The organism is Methylobacterium sp. Leaf94 (assembly GCF_001426045.1).
GTDB lineage: Bacteria > Pseudomonadota > Alphaproteobacteria > Rhizobiales > Beijerinckiaceae > Methylobacterium.
In genome coordinates this window covers 16,425-30,923 of sequence record NZ_LMRM01000062.1, presented here as the reverse complement: position 1 = coordinate 30,923, position 14,499 = coordinate 16,425, and the positions used below count along the sequence as shown (strand labels likewise).

At 70.8% G+C, this 14,499-nt stretch carries 13 protein-coding genes; 2 read left to right on the top strand and 11 right to left on the bottom strand.

What is annotated here, in order from left to right:
* Positions 1–59: 59 nt before the first annotated feature.
* The 11 genes from ASG63_RS21250 to ASG63_RS21200 form a co-directional block, all read right to left on the bottom strand.
* Positions 60–863, bottom strand: a complete 804-nt coding sequence (locus ASG63_RS21250; RefSeq protein ID WP_056221413.1) for an inositol monophosphatase family protein — start codon at positions 861–863, stop codon at positions 60–62.
* 47 nt (positions 864–910) lie between these two features.
* Positions 911–1,849, bottom strand: coding sequence for a phosphotransferase (locus ASG63_RS21245; protein ID WP_082559443.1), 939 nt, complete (start codon positions 1,847–1,849; stop codon positions 911–913).
* A 28-nt stretch (positions 1,850–1,877) separates the two neighbouring features.
* On the bottom strand, positions 1,878–2,840 hold the full coding sequence (locus ASG63_RS21240; RefSeq protein WP_056221406.1) for a phosphotransferase family protein: 963 nt from the start codon (positions 2,838–2,840) through the stop codon (positions 1,878–1,880).
* On the bottom strand, positions 2,837–4,135 hold the full coding sequence (locus ASG63_RS21235; protein WP_056221402.1) for a Zn-dependent hydrolase: 1,299 nt from the start codon (positions 4,133–4,135) through the stop codon (positions 2,837–2,839). The genes ASG63_RS21240 and ASG63_RS21235 overlap by 4 nt, the downstream gene beginning before the upstream one ends.
* Positions 4,110–4,862 (bottom strand): DeoR/GlpR family DNA-binding transcription regulator, encoded by a 753-nt coding sequence (locus ASG63_RS21230; protein WP_056221399.1) that lies wholly within the window; start codon positions 4,860–4,862, stop codon positions 4,110–4,112. The genes ASG63_RS21235 and ASG63_RS21230 overlap by 26 nt, the downstream gene beginning before the upstream one ends.
* Positions 4,863–5,302: 440 nt before the next feature.
* Positions 5,303–6,847: an amidase gene (locus ASG63_RS21225; protein ID WP_056221396.1), complete on the bottom strand. Its 1,545-nt coding sequence runs from the start codon at positions 6,845–6,847 to the stop codon at positions 5,303–5,305.
* 40 nt (positions 6,848–6,887) lie between these two features.
* The gene (locus tag ASG63_RS21220) at positions 6,888–7,601 is read right to left on the bottom strand and encodes an ABC transporter ATP-binding protein (protein ID WP_056221393.1); all 714 of its coding nucleotides are present in this window, start codon (positions 7,599–7,601) and stop codon (positions 6,888–6,890) included.
* Complete coding sequence (locus ASG63_RS21215; RefSeq protein ID WP_056221390.1) at positions 7,598–8,341, bottom strand: ATP-binding cassette domain-containing protein; 744 nt, start codon at positions 8,339–8,341, stop codon at positions 7,598–7,600. Before ASG63_RS21215 ends, ASG63_RS21220 begins: the two co-directional genes overlap by 4 nt.
* On the bottom strand, positions 8,338–9,429 hold the full coding sequence (locus tag ASG63_RS21210; RefSeq protein ID WP_056221387.1) for an ABC transporter permease subunit: 1,092 nt from the start codon (positions 9,427–9,429) through the stop codon (positions 8,338–8,340). Before ASG63_RS21210 ends, ASG63_RS21215 begins: the two co-directional genes overlap by 4 nt.
* A complete protein-coding gene (locus tag ASG63_RS21205) occupies positions 9,426–10,298 on the bottom strand; it encodes a branched-chain amino acid ABC transporter permease (RefSeq protein WP_056221764.1) in 873 nt (290 codons plus the stop codon). Before ASG63_RS21205 ends, ASG63_RS21210 begins: the two co-directional genes overlap by 4 nt.
* 8 nt (positions 10,299–10,306) lie before the next feature.
* Entirely contained in the window at positions 10,307–11,560 is a 1,254-nt protein-coding gene (locus ASG63_RS21200; RefSeq protein WP_056221383.1) for an urea ABC transporter substrate-binding protein, read from the bottom strand.
* A 388-nt stretch (positions 11,561–11,948) separates the two neighbouring features.
* Here ASG63_RS21200 and ASG63_RS21195 point away from each other — a divergent pair, with 388 nt between their 5' ends.
* Together ASG63_RS21195 and hydA are read left to right on the top strand one after the other, a co-directional pair.
* Positions 11,949–13,055 carry a ring-opening amidohydrolase gene (locus tag ASG63_RS21195; protein WP_056221380.1) on the top strand — a complete coding sequence of 369 codons (1,107 nt, stop codon included), beginning with the start codon at positions 11,949–11,951 and terminating at the stop codon, positions 13,053–13,055.
* Positions 13,056–13,059: 4 nt separating this feature from the next.
* On the top strand, positions 13,060–14,481 hold the full coding sequence (gene hydA, locus ASG63_RS21190) for a dihydropyrimidinase (protein ID WP_056221375.1): 1,422 nt from the start codon (positions 13,060–13,062) through the stop codon (positions 14,479–14,481).
* The last annotated feature ends 18 nt before the right edge of the window (positions 14,482–14,499 follow it).

Genomic DNA, 14,499 nt, shown 5'->3' with positions numbered 1-14,499 from the left:
CCCGATGACCAGGCGGAGGGGGCGCTCCCGGGATTCGCCGCCCTTCCGGTCGCCGCGCCTCAGGCAAATCCCGTCAGGTGGCGCAGGGCCGCCGCGTGCAGCTCCGGGTTGGCGGCGGCGATGACGCGGCCGTCGAAATCCGGGGTGAGCGGGCGACCGGCCCAGTCGGTCATCACGCCCCCGGCGCCCTCCACCACGGGGGCCAGGGCCATGACGTCGTAGACCTTGAGGCCGGCCTCGACGACGAGGTCGCAATGGCCCGAGGCGAGGAGGCCGTAGGCGTAGCAGTCGCCGCCGAAGCGGCGCAGGCCCACGGCGGCGCTCAGGGCCGCGAAGGCCTCGGCGTCGGCCCCCCGGAACAGGTCGGGGGAGGTCGCGAACAGCCGGGCCTCGGCGAGGGCGCGCCGGCTGGTGCGGATCGGCTTGCCGCCGAACCAGGCGCTGCTGCCGTTGCCGTGCCAGCGCTCGGCCAGGGCCGGCATGTCGATGAGGCCGAGGAGCGGCCGCCCGCCCCGCACCAGGGCGATCAGGGTGCCGAAGAGCGGCATGCCGGTGATGAAGCTCTGGGTCCCGTCGATGGGGTCCACCACCCAGGTCAGGTCGTGGCTGAAGTCGCCGCCCTCCTCCTCGCCGAGGATGCCGTGCGCCGGGTAGGCCTGGCGGATCTCGGCCCGCAGGCGGGCCTCGATGCCGCGGTCGGCCTCGGTGACGGGGCTCGCATCGGCCTTGGCCTCCACGGCGAGCGGCGTGCGGAAGTGGCGGCGCGCCAGGGGGCGCACGCTGTTGGCGAGGTGGTGGGCGAAGGCCATCAGCCCGTCGGGCGTGGCGTCGAAGCCCGCCGGTGGGGCGAGGGTCGGAAACATGGGATCGGCCTTGGGCGACGGGGAACGCGGGAACGGGAGGGCGGCGGTCACAGCAAGTGCAGCCAGCGCGGCCAGTCGGGATGGTGGAACAGGGTCCGGGCCCGCGCGAGCTTCCAGGTCCCGTACTTGTAATAGTCGAAGTCGAGGGTCGAGACGCGCTCCTGGATCATCGCCCAGGTCGCCCATTTGAGGTCGCCCAGCGCCTTCAGCACCGCGGTGCGGGCGTCGATCTGCGGGGTCCAGCGGCCCCAATAGGCCTCGATCATCTCGCGCTCGACCGCGGCCGGGAACGCCATCTCGTCGAACCACAGGGCGAGCTCGTAGGCGCGCTCGTTGTTCGAGGCGTACTCGAAGTCGACGAGGCGGACTTGGTCCTGCCCGTCGAGCATGAAGTTGCCGGCCAGGGTGTCGTTCATGCAGGGCACGAGGTCGAGGCCCGAGGCCAGGAGCGCGGCCTTGGCCTGGCCATAGCGCCGCATCAGGAAGGCCGCATCCTGCGGCACCCGGCCGCCGACGGCCTCCACCTGCCCGACATGCTCCTCGATCATGTCGAAGATCGTCTTGGTCAGGGTCAGGGCCGGGGCGTCGTTGAAGGCCCGCAGGGCCCGGACCGCGTTCTGGCGCACGACCGGGCGCAGGAAGTCGAGGTTCGAGGACGCCCGGAAGTCGTCCAGGAAGGCGAAGATCTCGACGCCGTCCTCCGGCAGGTAGTCGAGCACCGCCACCCCGAAGCCGCAGGCCTCGGCCCGCCGGCTGGCCTCGTGGGCGGCGTCCCGCGCGATGAACATCTTGGTGCCGCGCCCGGGCACCTTGAGGAAGACGTCGATCCCCTCCCCCGCCTGGACCCGCCAGTTGGTGTTGCTGATGCCGCCCGAGACGGCGCGGTAGCGCAGGGGCGTGCCGGCCCAGGCCGGCACCCGGGCGAGGATCGCCTCCAGGGCCTGCTCGGGGGCGCCCCGCCCCTCGCCCATCCGTGTCCAGCTCATCGCGTCCTCCCCGCAGCCGTCCGGTCCGTCACAGCCGGCGCAGCCAGAGCTCGAAGTCCGGCGCCGCCATCGTGGTGCGCGCGTGCCGCAGCCGCCACTGGCCGTACTTGAAGAACTCGATGCCGGGCCGGCGCGAGGTCACCGCCCGGGTGATCCCCCAGAGGCCCCACATCAGGTCGTCCACCGCGCCGTAGAGCCGGCAGCGGGCGAGCAGGGCGTCGGTGCAGCGCCCGGCATAGGTCTCGATGGCTTGCCGGCGCTCGGGCTCGAAGACATAGGCCTCGTTGAGGAGCGCGCCGATCTCGAACCAGGGGTCGAAATCGCCCGCGAGGTCGAAATCCACGAGGCGGACGCCGTCGGGCGCGAGGCCGCCCCCGTCGAAGCGCAGCATGAGGTTCGAGGCGGTGCCGTCGTTGCGGCAGAACCGCCGGTCGAAGCCCGCCGCCGCGATCGCCGCGCGGATCAGCTCGGCCTCCGCCAGGAGCACCGCGAAGTCGTCGGGCACCGGGGCGGCGCAGGCCCGGGCCTCCGCCGCGAGGGCGGCGATCCGCCCGAACGGGCAGAAGCTCTGGCCGAGGGGCTCCGCCCCGTGCAGCCGCCGCAGGGCGCCGAGGACCTGCGCCATCGTGTCCGCCTCCTGCAGGTCGCCGACTCGGGCGTAGCGCCAGGGCTCGGGCAGGTCGGCCAGCACGACCACGTCCTCGCCCTGGGCCAGCAGGGCCGGGCCGAGGCCGAGGGCCCCGGCCCGGCGCGTCGCCTCCGCCATGGCGGGGCGGATGTCGGCGGCCATGTCGGCGTGGCGCCGCTTGACGAAGACGGGATCGGCGCCGTCGCGCCGGACCCGGGCGCAGTCCGAGGCCACCGCCCGGTGGGTCGGGGAGGCGACCGGCGCCGCCGCCAGGGCGATCTCCGCCGCCCCGGCCTCCCAGCCCGGGAGGCGCGCGAGGGCGGCGGCGATGCGCGTCGCGAAGTCCGGTTCGGGGGCCATCATCCTGTCGGCTCCGGTTGCGCGGCCCGCACCGGGTCGCCGCCCCGGCGGCACAGGCGCCTGGCCGCCTCCCGCATCAGGGCGAGGCCCGCCGCGAGGTCGGCCGGGTCGGTGGCCTCGGCCTCGTTGTGGGCGATGCCGTCGATGCTCGGCACGAAGACGAGTCCCGTCGGGCAGATCCCGAGGAAGCTCAGGGCGTCGTGCCCCGCCACCGTGTCCATCCGCAAGGTTTCGAGGCCCTGCGCCGCGGCGCAGGCGGCGACGAGGTCGCAGACCGCCTCGGGCATCGCCCGGATCGGGCGCTCGCCCCGGCTCGTGATCGTCAGCCCGGTGCCGGCCCGGTCGGCGGCCCCGGCGAGGAGGCGGTCGGCCCGGCGCCCGGCCTCGGCCAGGATGGCGTCGTCGGCGGACCGGAGCTCCACCGAGATCGCGACGTGTGCGGCGACCACGTTGGCGGAATTCGGCGCGACCTCGACACGACCCACCGCGGTATACAGCAGGCCGGGCCACGCATCGGCCAGCGCCCGGATGTCCGCGATGGCATAGGCGGCGGCGAGCAGCGCGTCGCGCCGGCGCTCCATCCGCCCGGGCCCCGTATGGGCCTGGACGCCGGTGAAGGCCGCCTCGATCTTGGTCGCCCCCCAGTTGCGGGTGACGATGCCGATGGTCCGTCCGGCCTCCTCCAGCGCGGTGCCCTGCTCCACGTGGATCTCGAGGTAGCAGGCCGGCTGCGGCGGCGGTGCGTCGCCGCCCGCCTGGCCGATCGCCGCCAGCGCCGCCCCCAGGCGGATGCCGTCGTCGTCGCGGCAGGCCAGCGCCTCCGCCACCGTGTGTCGGCCGACATAGGTACCGCTGCCGAGGAGGCTCGGCCGGAAGCGGGCGCCCTCCTCGTTGGTCCAGTTCACGGCGCAGAAATCGGCGTTGAAGCGCCCTCCGGCCCGCCGGGCCGCCATCAGGCCGGCACCCACCCGTAGGGCGGCGGCGACGCCGTAGGTACCGTCGAGGCGGCCGGCGCGGCTCTGGCTGTCGAGGTGCGAGCCCATCATGACGAGGGGCGCATCTTCCTGATCCGTCAGCGAAAACAGGCCGAACTGGTTGCCCGTCGCGTCGACCCGCAGGGTGCCGCCGGCCGCCCGGACCATCTCCGCGAACACGGCGCGGGCGGCGCCGTCCGCGGGGCTTGCGCAGAGGCGGGTCACGCCGCCCCCGGGGGTGGCGCCGCAGGCGAAGAACCGGTCGAGCAGGTCCGCGAGGGCCCGCGCCTCGCCGGCCTCAGGTATGGATGGTCTCGATCTCATGCCCGGCGAACGCGTCCTGGAACGCCTCCGGCGGCGGCTTGTCGGTGACGATGCTGAGCTTCTCGCCGAGACCGAAGGTGCAGAGATTGGCCTGCCGGCCGAACTTGCGGGAATCGGCGAGCAGGACGGCCCTGCGCGACTGACCCTTCAGCGTCCGGCGCAGCACCGATTCGTGCTCCTCGTAATCCATCCAGCCGTGCTCGAGATCGCAGGCGGCGATCCCCATGAAGGCGATGTCGAAGAAGTAGCGCCGGGCGTAGGCCACGGTCTCGTAGCCCACCAGCGCGTTGTCGTTGCTCCGCAGGGTGCCGGGCGTCAGGTTGACCCGGGCCGGGCCGCTGCCGAGATGCAGGGCCACGTCCACCGAGTTGGTCGTGATGGTGAGGTTGCGCCCGGTGAGCCGCCGGGCGAGGGCAAGCGTGGTGGTGCCCGTGTCGATGAAGACCGACATCCCGTCCAGCACTAGGGCCTCGGCCAGAACCGCCACGCGCCCCTTCTCGCGGGTGTTGAGCTTGCCGCGCTCCTGCAGGGGGCGCTCCTGATCGAGGCGCGGCGGCACCGCGCCGCCGTGGATGCGCCGGAGCAGGCCGCGTTCCTCCAGCATCTTCAGATCGCGGCGGATGGTTTCTTCGGACACCTTCAGGAAGAGGGCCACATCCGCGACGCCGACCCGGCCCGTCCCATGGAGGCGGGACAGGATTTCCTGGTGGCGATGATCCGTCAGCATGCTCGATGGCCGTCCTACCGTTCACCCGATGATAACGGTGATCCGTGGCCGCGGTCGCGCGGGAATGCGGACGCGGCATCCGGTATCCCATGCTCGTTCGCGTTGTCCTGCAACTGGAATGATGCATCGAATCTCGCCTTGCGCCGTCGGCGCGTGTGACCGGTCGGTCAAAAACCACAGACACAGGTCGTTTCCCGAAATCCTACGGCATCGCCGGATGCAATCGAACCCCCACCCCGGCATGGTCCGCACGTCGCCCGACGCGTATGTCTGCCGGAATTCCCAAGGAAAACGTTCAGCGTTTTGATTACGCCGCGACTGGCGAGGTGGGTCAATCGGGAAATCTGTGTTTTGTGGTTTCTGTGGCTTTACTGCTCATTGCCGGGGCCGTTTGCCGATCCCTTGGGCAGTCCTGCCCGCGGGATACCCGCGTCCGAGCCTCAGCCGACCAGGTCGGGAGCGCGGCGGTGACGCGTCGCCTGTTCGTAGTCGTAGGCGAAGCCGAGGAGGTCGGCCTCGCTCCACATCCGGCCGACGAAGATCAGGTTGAACGGCGACCCCGAGGCGTAGAATCCGGCCGGGACCGTCACGCCGGGCAATCCGGCGATGTTGATCTCGCACACCGTGGTCTCGTTGATCGCCTCGTCGCCGTGAAGGGGCGGAAGTTCGTTCCGCATCTGCGGGAAGACGAGGCCGTCGAGGCCGCTCGCGTCCATCACCGCGTCGAAGATCGCCAGGTAGGCCTCCCGCAGGGTGAGGAAGGCGGAGAGATCCGGTGGCACGGTCGGGTTGGCGAGGATCGGCGCGAAGGCCGGGATGGCATGCAGATAGCGCAGCACGCCGATGGGGCCGAAGGCGTCCTCGGCCTCAGTGGCCGCGGCGAAGGCCTCGACGCTGCGGATGGCGGCGCTCGGGCCGAGGCGCTGCAGATAGAGGTGCAGGTCGTAGGGGACCGACTCCATGCCGCGGGCATCGAAGTGATTCAGGCCCGGCGTAGGGCGGCCCAACGCCGCGAAGCCGGTCCCGGCGAAGGGATCGGCCACCAGCGTGGCGCTGCGGGCGGCGATCTCGTCCTGTGCGCGGGCATAGAGCGTGCCCGCCTCCGGGGAGAGCGGCAGGTCGCGCCAGCCCGGGCCGAACAGGCCGAGGCGCTTGCCCTTCAGCGCTCCGGTGTCGAGGTGGGCGGTGTAGCCGCCCCGCGGGCGTTTGCCGATGCCCGCCACGGTCTTCGGATCCGCGGGGGTGTAGCCTGCCAGCACGTCGAGGGTCAGCGCGGCGTCGCGTACGCAGCGGGCGATGGGACCGACCACGTCGCGGGTGCTGCCGGCGAGCGGCACCACGCCGGCATTGGGCACCAGGGCGAAGGTCGGCTTGATGCCGACCAGCCCCTGCGCCGAAGCGGGATTCTGGATCGACCCGCCCGTTTCCTCGGCGAGGCCCAGCACCGCGAAGCTGGCGCCGACGGCAGTCGCCGTCCCGGCGCTGCTGCCGCCGGGCAGGCTCTCGGGCGCGGCCGCGTTCAAGGTCGGGCCGGCCCAGCTGTCGTTGGCGTGGCTGCCGGTAGCGCTCAGCACCGGCACGTTGGTCTTGCCGAGCATGACGCAGCCGGCGGCCCGCATCCGCGCCACCACGGGCGAGTCGGTCTCCGGGATGAGGTCGACGCCGCCGGTCCGGGCGCTCAGGAAGTGCCAGCCGGCGGTGGTCGGCAGCCCGGCCATGTCCATCGGGTCCTTGATCACCACGGGCACGCCGGCCAGCGGCCCCAGGGCCTCGCCGGCCGCGCGCCGGACATCGATGGCGCGGGCATCGGCCAGGGCGTCCGGGTTCATGACGATGAGGGCGTTGTAGTGCGGGTTGTGCGCCGCGATGCGATCGAGGAAGGCCTGCGTCAGCGCCTCGGAGGTCACACCGCTGGCAAAGGCGTCGGCCGCATCGGCCAGGGTCATCTCGACCACGTCGAAGGGGCTGCGTGTCGTGGCATCCATGCCGGACGTCTCCTGACTGGAAAAAACGGGGGTGTGGCCCTCAGGCCATGCCGACGAACTCGTCGATCATCGCCCGGTCGCGGGCGACATCGGGCGGGACCTCGCGGGTGATGCGGCCCTTCTGCAGGATCAGCACGCGCTGCGAGAGGGACGCGATGAAGTTCAGGTTCTGCTCCACCAGCAGCACCGCGAGGCCCCGTTGCCGGCCGATCGCCCGGAGCGTCTCGATGATCTCCTCGATGATCGAGGGCTGGATGCCCTCGGTGGGCTCGTCGAGGAGGATGATGCGGGGGGCCCCGCAGAGGCAGCGGGCCAGGGCCAGCAGCTGCTGTTCGCCCCCCGAGAGGGCACCGCCCGGCCGGTCGAGATAGGCCTTCAGGCGCGGGAACAAGGTGAGGATGTCGGCGATCACCGCCTCCTCCCTGTCGTGCGACAGAAGGCAGCCCATCCGCAGGTTCTCGTGGACGCTGAGCGCCGGAAAGATCTCGCGCCCCTGCGGCACGTAGCCGATGCCGGCCCGGGCCCGGGCGGTCGGGGAGAGCCGGGTGATGTCGCGCCCGTCGAAGGTGATCGATCCGGCCGTGGCGGGCAGGTTGCCGGTGAGCGTCCGCAGCAGGGTCGACTTGCCCATGCCGTTATGGCCGAGGATGCCGACGAACGCGCCCTCATTCACCTGCAGCGACACGCCGCCGAGGATCGGGATGCGGCCGTAGCCGGAATGCAGGTCGTCGACGGCGAGGAGGGGAGCGGTCATGCGGCCTGCTTGCCCAGATAGACGTCGCGGACGCGGGCGTCGGACAGTACCGTGTCGACATCGCCCTCGATCAGGATGCGGCCCTGGTTGAACACGGTCACGGTCTTGGCGATCATCCGGATGAACGGCATGTCGTGCTCCACCACGATGACCGCATGGGTGCGGTTGATCTCGCGGATGAGGGCGGCGGTGCGCTCGACCTCCTCCTTCGTCATCCCGGCGGCGGGCTCGTCGAGGAGGATCAGCTCCGGCTCCTGGGCCAGGACCGTGGCGATCTCGACCCATTGACGCTGGCCGTGGGCGAGCTGCCCGACGAGGCGGGTGGCGATCTCGGTGAGCTTGAGGCGGGTCAGCGTCTCCTCGACGATGGCGCGGGTGCGGGCGAGCGACTTCTTGCGGCCCGCCGCGACGAAGACGTTCTCGCGCACCGACAGGCCGTTGAAGACGTTGGGAACCTGCGTCTTGATGCCGACCCCGAGGCGGGCGATCTCGTGCGGGTGCGCGGCCGTGATGTCGGTGTCGCGGAAGTGGATGCGCCCGGCGCTCGCCGTGAGCTGGCCGGTGAGCATCTTGAAGAAGGTGCTCTTTCCTGCGCCGTTCGGACCGATGAGACAGCGCAGCTCCACCTCCCCGAGGACGAAGTCGACCGCGTTGACGGCGGTGACGCCGCCGAAGCGCATGGTGGCGCCCTTGGCTTCCAGCAGGGGGCGGAGGGGTTTCGCCGCGGGGGACACGCTCATCGACGGACCTCCCCGGCCAGGGCCGCGCCCGGGGCGGGCCCGAGGGGCTTGGCCCGCATCCGCCGGCCGATGAGCGCCGTGCCGAGGCGCAGGAAGAGGTTGCGGGCCACCGGCACCAGACCCTGCGGGATCAGCAGCACGAAGGTGACCAGGATCGCGCCGAGGCCGAGGTTGGAATCGATGAGGCTCTGGGCGCCGGCCTCGATGGTCAGCCACTGTATCAGTACCGCCCCGAGGATCGGGCCGAGCAGGGTGCCGAGTCCGCCGACGAGAACGAAGATGATCACCTGGGCCGACATGGTGAGGCCGAAGACCGTGGGGCTGATGAAACCGCCCCAATTCGCGAACAGGCAGCCACCGAGGCCGGCGATGCCGGCCGAGATCATGAAGGCCAGGAGCTTGTAAAGGCGCGGATCGTAGCCGATGAGCTGCGCCCGGGTCTCGTTCTCGCGGATCGCCACGACCACGCGGCCGAACCGGCTCGCCAGGATGGCGCGCAGGACCACGTAGACGAGGATGAGGCTCCCCATCGCGGCATACCAGATCCCCTCGGGGTCGAGCGGGTTGCCGGCATCGCCCGGCAGGTTGAGGGCCGGGATGGCCGGGATGCCGTTGAAGCCGCCGAGTTCGGCCTCGCCGATCCGGTACTGGCTGCCCGAGGTGGTGTTCACGAGCTGGAACAGGATCACCGAGACCGTCAGGGTGATCACCCCGATATAGGCGTCCGAGATTCGGCCGTAGAACATGAAGTAGCCGAGCAATCCCGCGAACAGCATCGGCACCACGATGGCGAGCAGAACCGGCAGGGTCGAGTCACCGAGGTTCAGGACCGCGACGGCGTAGGCGTAGCCGCCGAGGCCCAGGAAGGCGGCCTGCCCGAACGACATCACGCCGCCATAGCCCCAGATGAAGCCCTGGCTGAGGGCGAACATCGCCATGGCCACGAAGCCCGTCATCTGCACGAGGCCGAAGGTGTCGAGGAGGTGGGGGGCTCCGAACAGGATGACGAGGCCCGAGGCGACCATGGCGAGGAAGCTCAGGGCCGCCGGACGGACCAGGGCTCGGAGCGGCGACGGGGGACGGGTCATAGGCTGCGCCTCAGGTAGCGGCCGGTGATGCCCTGGGGCAGCACGCGGATGAGCAGGACTGCGGCGACCAGAAGGGCCACGTCGCCGATGACGGGGGTGGTCTTGAACGAGACGAGCTCGTTGATGACCCCGAATAGGGTCGAGGCGAGCCCCGTGCCGGTGAGGATCGCCGGGCCGCCGCCCAGCACCGTGATGAAGGCGCGCGAGATGTAGGCCGCCCCCATGGCCGGCGAGATGCCGGAGATCGGTGCGAGCACCCCGCCGGCGAGACCCGCCAGGCCGGCCCCGAGGGCGAAGGTCGCCATGTAGATCCGGTCCGGCGAAACCCCCAGGGAGGCCGCCATGCGCGGGTTCTGCATCGTCGCCCGCAGGATCAGCCCGAACCTGGTCAGGCGCAGGAGCAGGTAGAGGCCGGCTAGGGCCGCGCAGGCCACCGCCACGATGACCAGGCTGTAGAGGCTCGCGCCGTAGCGCCCGATCTCGAAGCTCCCGACCGGCGTGGACACGCCCCGGACCACGTTGCCGTAGATCGACGTGACGAGGCCGATCAGCCCGAGGCTGATCCCCCAGGTCGCCAGCATCGTGTCCATCATGCGCCCGTAGAGGAAGCGGATGACGGTGCGCTCGAGGACGAGGCCGATGAGGCCGACCACGAGGGGCGGCAGCACCAGCATGGCGACCCAGATGTTGAGGCCGGCATCGGAGGCGGCCACCGCCGTGTAGGCGCCGAGCATCATGAACTCGCCATGGGCGAGGTTGATGATCCGCATCATTCCGTAGATCACCCCGAGGCCGAGGGTGATCAGCGCGAGTGTCGCGATGCCCGCCAGGACGTTGAAGGCGAGGAGGCCGACGAGATCGGGCGCCATGCTCACCCTCAACCCTTCAGGTCGGGGGTGAACTGCTTGTTGGTCTTCGGATTCTTCAGGAGGTCGCAGGCGCCGGCCGTGTCGGCGGGGAACTGTTCCGGGAAGCTCGCGAGGATCTCCCACTTCTTGTCCTTGGGCCGGGCGAGGTAGGTGTTGCGGATGGTATGGTGGGTCGCCCCGTCCATGGTCACCTTGCCGGTCGGACCCTCGTAGGAGATGCCGGATTCCAGGGCGGCGATGACCTTGTCGCGGTCGAGGGAGCCGGCCTTCTTCACCCCCTCGGCCCAGAGCATGATGCCGTCGTAGGTGGCGGTGTCGAGTTCGCTGAGGTCGGTGACGTCGGCGCCGAACTTGGCCTGCATCCCCTTGACGAACGCGACGCTCCGGGCGTCGGGCAGGTCGTTGTACCAGCCGTAGCATGTGACGATGCCGGTGGTGGTCGAAGCATCCATGGTGGTGAGTTCGTCGCCGAGCCCGAAGACCGAGGAAGCCACGGGAATCCGGCCCTTCATCCCGGCGGCGTCCCACTGGCGGTAGAAGCCCGAATGGTTGGCGCCCACCAGGGCCGAGAGCACGAGGTCGGGCTGGGCCTGCTGGATTCGGCTGATCGCGGAGGAGAAATTCGTCACGTCGAGGGGGAAGAAGTCGGTGCCGGCGACCGAGCCGCCGCCCTCCTTCATGAACTTCGTCATCCAGCTCGCGGTGATATGGCCGTAATTGTAGTCGGCCGCGATGATGTAGGCCTTCTTCCCCCAGGTCTTCAGCGCATAGTCGACGAGGTGATTCACGGTCTGGGCCGGCGTCGTGCCGGTGCAGAACACGTTGCGGTCGCAGACGCCGCCCTCGTATTGGGTGTTGTAGAAGTACAGGGTCTTGGACCGGCCGAAGATCGGCCGAATCGCCTCGCGCGAGGCCGATGTGATGCCACCCTGGATGACGTCGACCTTCTCCTTCAGTGCGAGTTGCTGGGCGTACTGCGTGTAGAGCTGCATGCTCGACTGGGTGTCGTAGGCGATGATCTTGATCGGCCGTCCGAGGAGGCCGCCGGCCTTGTTGATCAGTTCCACCGCGTATTCGGTTGTCTGGATCATCCGCTTGCCCTCGAGGCCGAGGGCGCCGCTGCCGTCGAGGAGGCTCCCGAGCTTGATCGGTTCCTCGGCGGCGAGGCCGTGGCGGGCGAGGAACGGCGTCGCGAGGGCGCCCGCCGCGGCGGCCGTGCCGAGCTTGAGCGCGCTGCGCCGGCTGATCGTCGGGTCTGTCATGCGTTCGTGCTCCTCAGGATTGCCGGCGGGAGGCCGTGTCCGCCGCCGGACGCTGTCAGGGCCTCGCGAAATCCAGCTTGGCAAAAGCAATGCCAACAAAACCCACAGATCGGTCATCGCCGTCGATCGAGGGCGCGATTGCCGTCCGCTTGGTCAGATCGGACAATTGAGCGCCACCCTCGGGGGCAGAAAGCCACAAATCGTGCAGCTCCAAACCGGGTCGCGCTGCCATCGACCACCTTGTCGCCCCCGGCCCGGCAAGAGCCGTACCGTTCGGTCCATCCCGACCGTTGCCCGTTCGGGAGCGCGGCGTGCGCAAACCAGCACTCGCGCGGGCCGGACGCGCGGCCTAGCTTGGCCCGTCCTCTCATCCAGACGCGAACCCGCCATGCCCGAATGCCTCGTCTTCCGCGTGCCGACCCGGCATCCCGCCGACGTCTCGGGGGTGATGGACCTCATCGCCGCCGGCGCCGTGGCGGCGGACGAGATCGTGGCGATCTTTGGCAAGACCGAGGGCAACGGCTGCGTCAACGACTTCACCCGCCCGCTCGCCGTGATGGCGCTGGAGACCGCCCTCGCCGGCGCGATGGGCTGCACGCCCGCGGCGGTCGGCGCACGGGTCGCCCTGGTCATGTCGGGCGGCACCGAGGGCGGGCTCTCTCCCCATCTCCTCGTGCTGGCGCGCCGCGATGGTCCCGAGGCCGAAGGTGCGTCGGCGCTGGCGATCGGCACCGCCTTCACGGCCGATTTCCGGCCCGAGGCGATCGGCCGGATGGCACAGGTGCGGGCGACGGCCGCGGCGGTCGGCGAAGCCATGGTCCAGGCCGGGCTGGACACGCCGGAGGACGTCCACTTCGTGCAGGTGAAGTGCCCGCTCCTCACCAGCGCCCGCATCCATGAGGCCGCCGAGCGCGGGGAAAGTGTGGCCACCCACGACACCTACGCCTCCATGGGCTTGTCGCGCGGCGCCTCGGCCCTGGGCATCGCCCTGGCCCTGGGAGAGGTCTCGGGCGAAGAGCTTTCGGACGCGGCCGTCGGCACGCGGCGCGACCTCTATTCCGGGCGCGCGAGTGCGTCAGCCGGCATCGAGCTGATGCGCAATGAGGTCATTGTCCTGGGCAATGCCCCCGGCTGGTCCGGCCCCCACGCCATCGCCCACCGGGTCATGCGCGACGGCATCGATTTCGACGCGATCCAGGGTGTCCTGGCGGATCTCGGGTTTTCCTCGTCGGGTCAGCTGGCTCCCGGGATGTCGGAGCGCGTGGTCGCCCTGCTCGCCAAGGCGGAGCCCTCGCATGACGGGCTGATCCGGGGCCGGCGCCACATCATGAACGACGACAGCGACATCAACGCCACCCGGCACGCCCGCGCCCTCGTGGGCGGGGTCGCCGCCGCCGCGATCGGGCGCACCGATCTGTTCGTCTCGGGCGGTGCCGAGCATCAGGGACCGGACGGCGGCGGCCCGGTGGCGATCATCGGCCGTGTGAGGGACTGACGCCATGCCCGACTTCGACCTCGCCATCCGGGGCGGCACGCTGGTCACCGCCACCGACACGTTCGCCGCCGATCTCGGCATCCGCGGCGGCCGCATCGCGGCGATCGGCGAGCGGATCGCCGATGCGGCCCGCACGATCGACGCCTCCGGCCTCCTCGTCCTGCCCGGGGGCATCGACAGCCACGTCCATATCGCGCAGGCGTCCGGCCCCGGCATCGTCATGGCGGACGACTTCGCCTCCGCGACCCGCGCGGCGGCCGCCGGCGGAAACACCTGCGTGATGCCCTTCGCGCTCCAGCCTCGCGGCGCGTCGCTCCGCGCGGCGACCCATGCCTACCGGGCGCTGGCGGAGGGGCAGTGCCACATCGATGTCGCCATCCACCTCATTGTCTCGGACCCGACGCCGGCGGTGCTCGGCCAGGAGCTGCCAGCCCTGATCGCGGAGGGTTACACCTCCTTCAAAGTATTTATGACCTATGACGACCTCGTCCTGAACGACCGCCAGATCCTCGACGTGTTCGACCTGGCGCGGCGGGAGGGCGCGCGCGTCATGGTCCATGCGGAGGGCTACGACGCCATCCGGTATATGACCGAGCGTCTGGAGAAGGCCGGCGAGACGCGCCCCTTCGGACATGCCCTGTCCCGGCCGCAGGTGGTCGAGCGCGAGGCGGCGCACCGGGCCATCAGCCACGCCGAGCTCGTCGACCTGCCGATCGTCATCGTCCACGTCTCGGGCCAGCAGGCCATGGAGCAGATCGCCTGGGGCCGGGAGCGCGGCCTGAAGATCCACGCCGAGACCTGCCCGCAATACCTGACCCTGACCGCCGACCACATGAAGGGCCTCAGCTCCGACGACCCGATGGCCGGGGCGAAATACGTCTGCTCGCCACCGCCGCGGGAGGCCTCCAACCAGGCCGCGATCTGGCGCGGGATCCAGACCGGATTGTTCGACGTGGTCTCCTCCGACCATTGCCCCTTCCGCTACGACGATCCCGCCGGCAAGCTGAATCCGAAGGGCCGGACCTCCTTCCGCTGGGTGCCCAACGGCATCCCGGGCATCGAGACCCGTCTGCCCATCCTGTTCTCGGAAGGCGTCTCGGCGGGGCGCATCTCCCTCAATCGCTTCGTGGAACTCACCGCCACCAACCACGCCAAGCTCTATGGGCTCTACCCGCGTAAGGGCTCGATCGGAATCGGCTTCGACGCCGACCTGACGCTGTGGGACCCGAACCGCCGCGAGACGATCCGGCAGGCCAACCTCCACCACGGGGCGGACTACACCCCCTGGGAGGGGTTTTCCGTGACGGGCTGGCCGGTGATGACCCTCGCGCGGGGCGAGGTCGTCGCCGAGGATGGGCGGGTGACCGGGCCGCCCGGGCGCGGACGGGTCCTCGACCGGACGCCGGGGCCGGGGACTGCCGTCTGATCCGGCCGGCCGCCCCCG

What these genes read in the sequence shown, in the direction of transcription:
- ASG63_RS21220 (WP_056221393.1), bottom strand. Translation starts at nt 7,601, where the DNA reads ATGACCGCTCCCCTCCTCGCCGTCGACGACCTGCATTCCGGCTACGGC.
- ASG63_RS21235 (WP_056221402.1), bottom strand. Translation starts at nt 4,135, where the DNA reads ATGAGATCGAGACCATCCATACCTGAGGCCGGCGAGGCGCGGGCCCTC.
- hydA (WP_056221375.1), top strand. Translation starts at nt 13,060, where the DNA reads ATGCCCGACTTCGACCTCGCCATCCGGGGCGGCACGCTGGTCACCGCC.
- ASG63_RS21210 (WP_056221387.1), bottom strand. Translation starts at nt 9,429, where the DNA reads ATGACCCGTCCCCCGTCGCCGCTCCGAGCCCTGGTCCGTCCGGCGGCC.
- ASG63_RS21225 (WP_056221396.1), bottom strand. Translation starts at nt 6,847, where the DNA reads ATGGATGCCACGACACGCAGCCCCTTCGACGTGGTCGAGATGACCCTG.
- ASG63_RS21230 (WP_056221399.1), bottom strand. Translation starts at nt 4,862, where the DNA reads ATGCTGACGGATCATCGCCACCAGGAAATCCTGTCCCGCCTCCATGGG.
- ASG63_RS21205 (WP_056221764.1), bottom strand. Translation starts at nt 10,298, where the DNA reads ATGGCGCCCGATCTCGTCGGCCTCCTCGCCTTCAACGTCCTGGCGGGC.
- ASG63_RS21200 (WP_056221383.1), bottom strand. Translation starts at nt 11,560, where the DNA reads ATGACAGACCCGACGATCAGCCGGCGCAGCGCGCTCAAGCTCGGCACG.
- ASG63_RS21195 (WP_056221380.1), top strand. Translation starts at nt 11,949, where the DNA reads ATGCCCGAATGCCTCGTCTTCCGCGTGCCGACCCGGCATCCCGCCGAC.
- ASG63_RS21240 (WP_056221406.1), bottom strand. Translation starts at nt 2,840, where the DNA reads ATGATGGCCCCCGAACCGGACTTCGCGACGCGCATCGCCGCCGCCCTC.
- ASG63_RS21250 (WP_056221413.1), bottom strand. Translation starts at nt 863, where the DNA reads ATGTTTCCGACCCTCGCCCCACCGGCGGGCTTCGACGCCACGCCCGAC.
- ASG63_RS21215 (WP_056221390.1), bottom strand. Translation starts at nt 8,341, where the DNA reads ATGAGCGTGTCCCCCGCGGCGAAACCCCTCCGCCCCCTGCTGGAAGCC.
- ASG63_RS21245 (WP_082559443.1), bottom strand. Translation starts at nt 1,849, where the DNA reads ATGAGCTGGACACGGATGGGCGAGGGGCGGGGCGCCCCCGAGCAGGCC.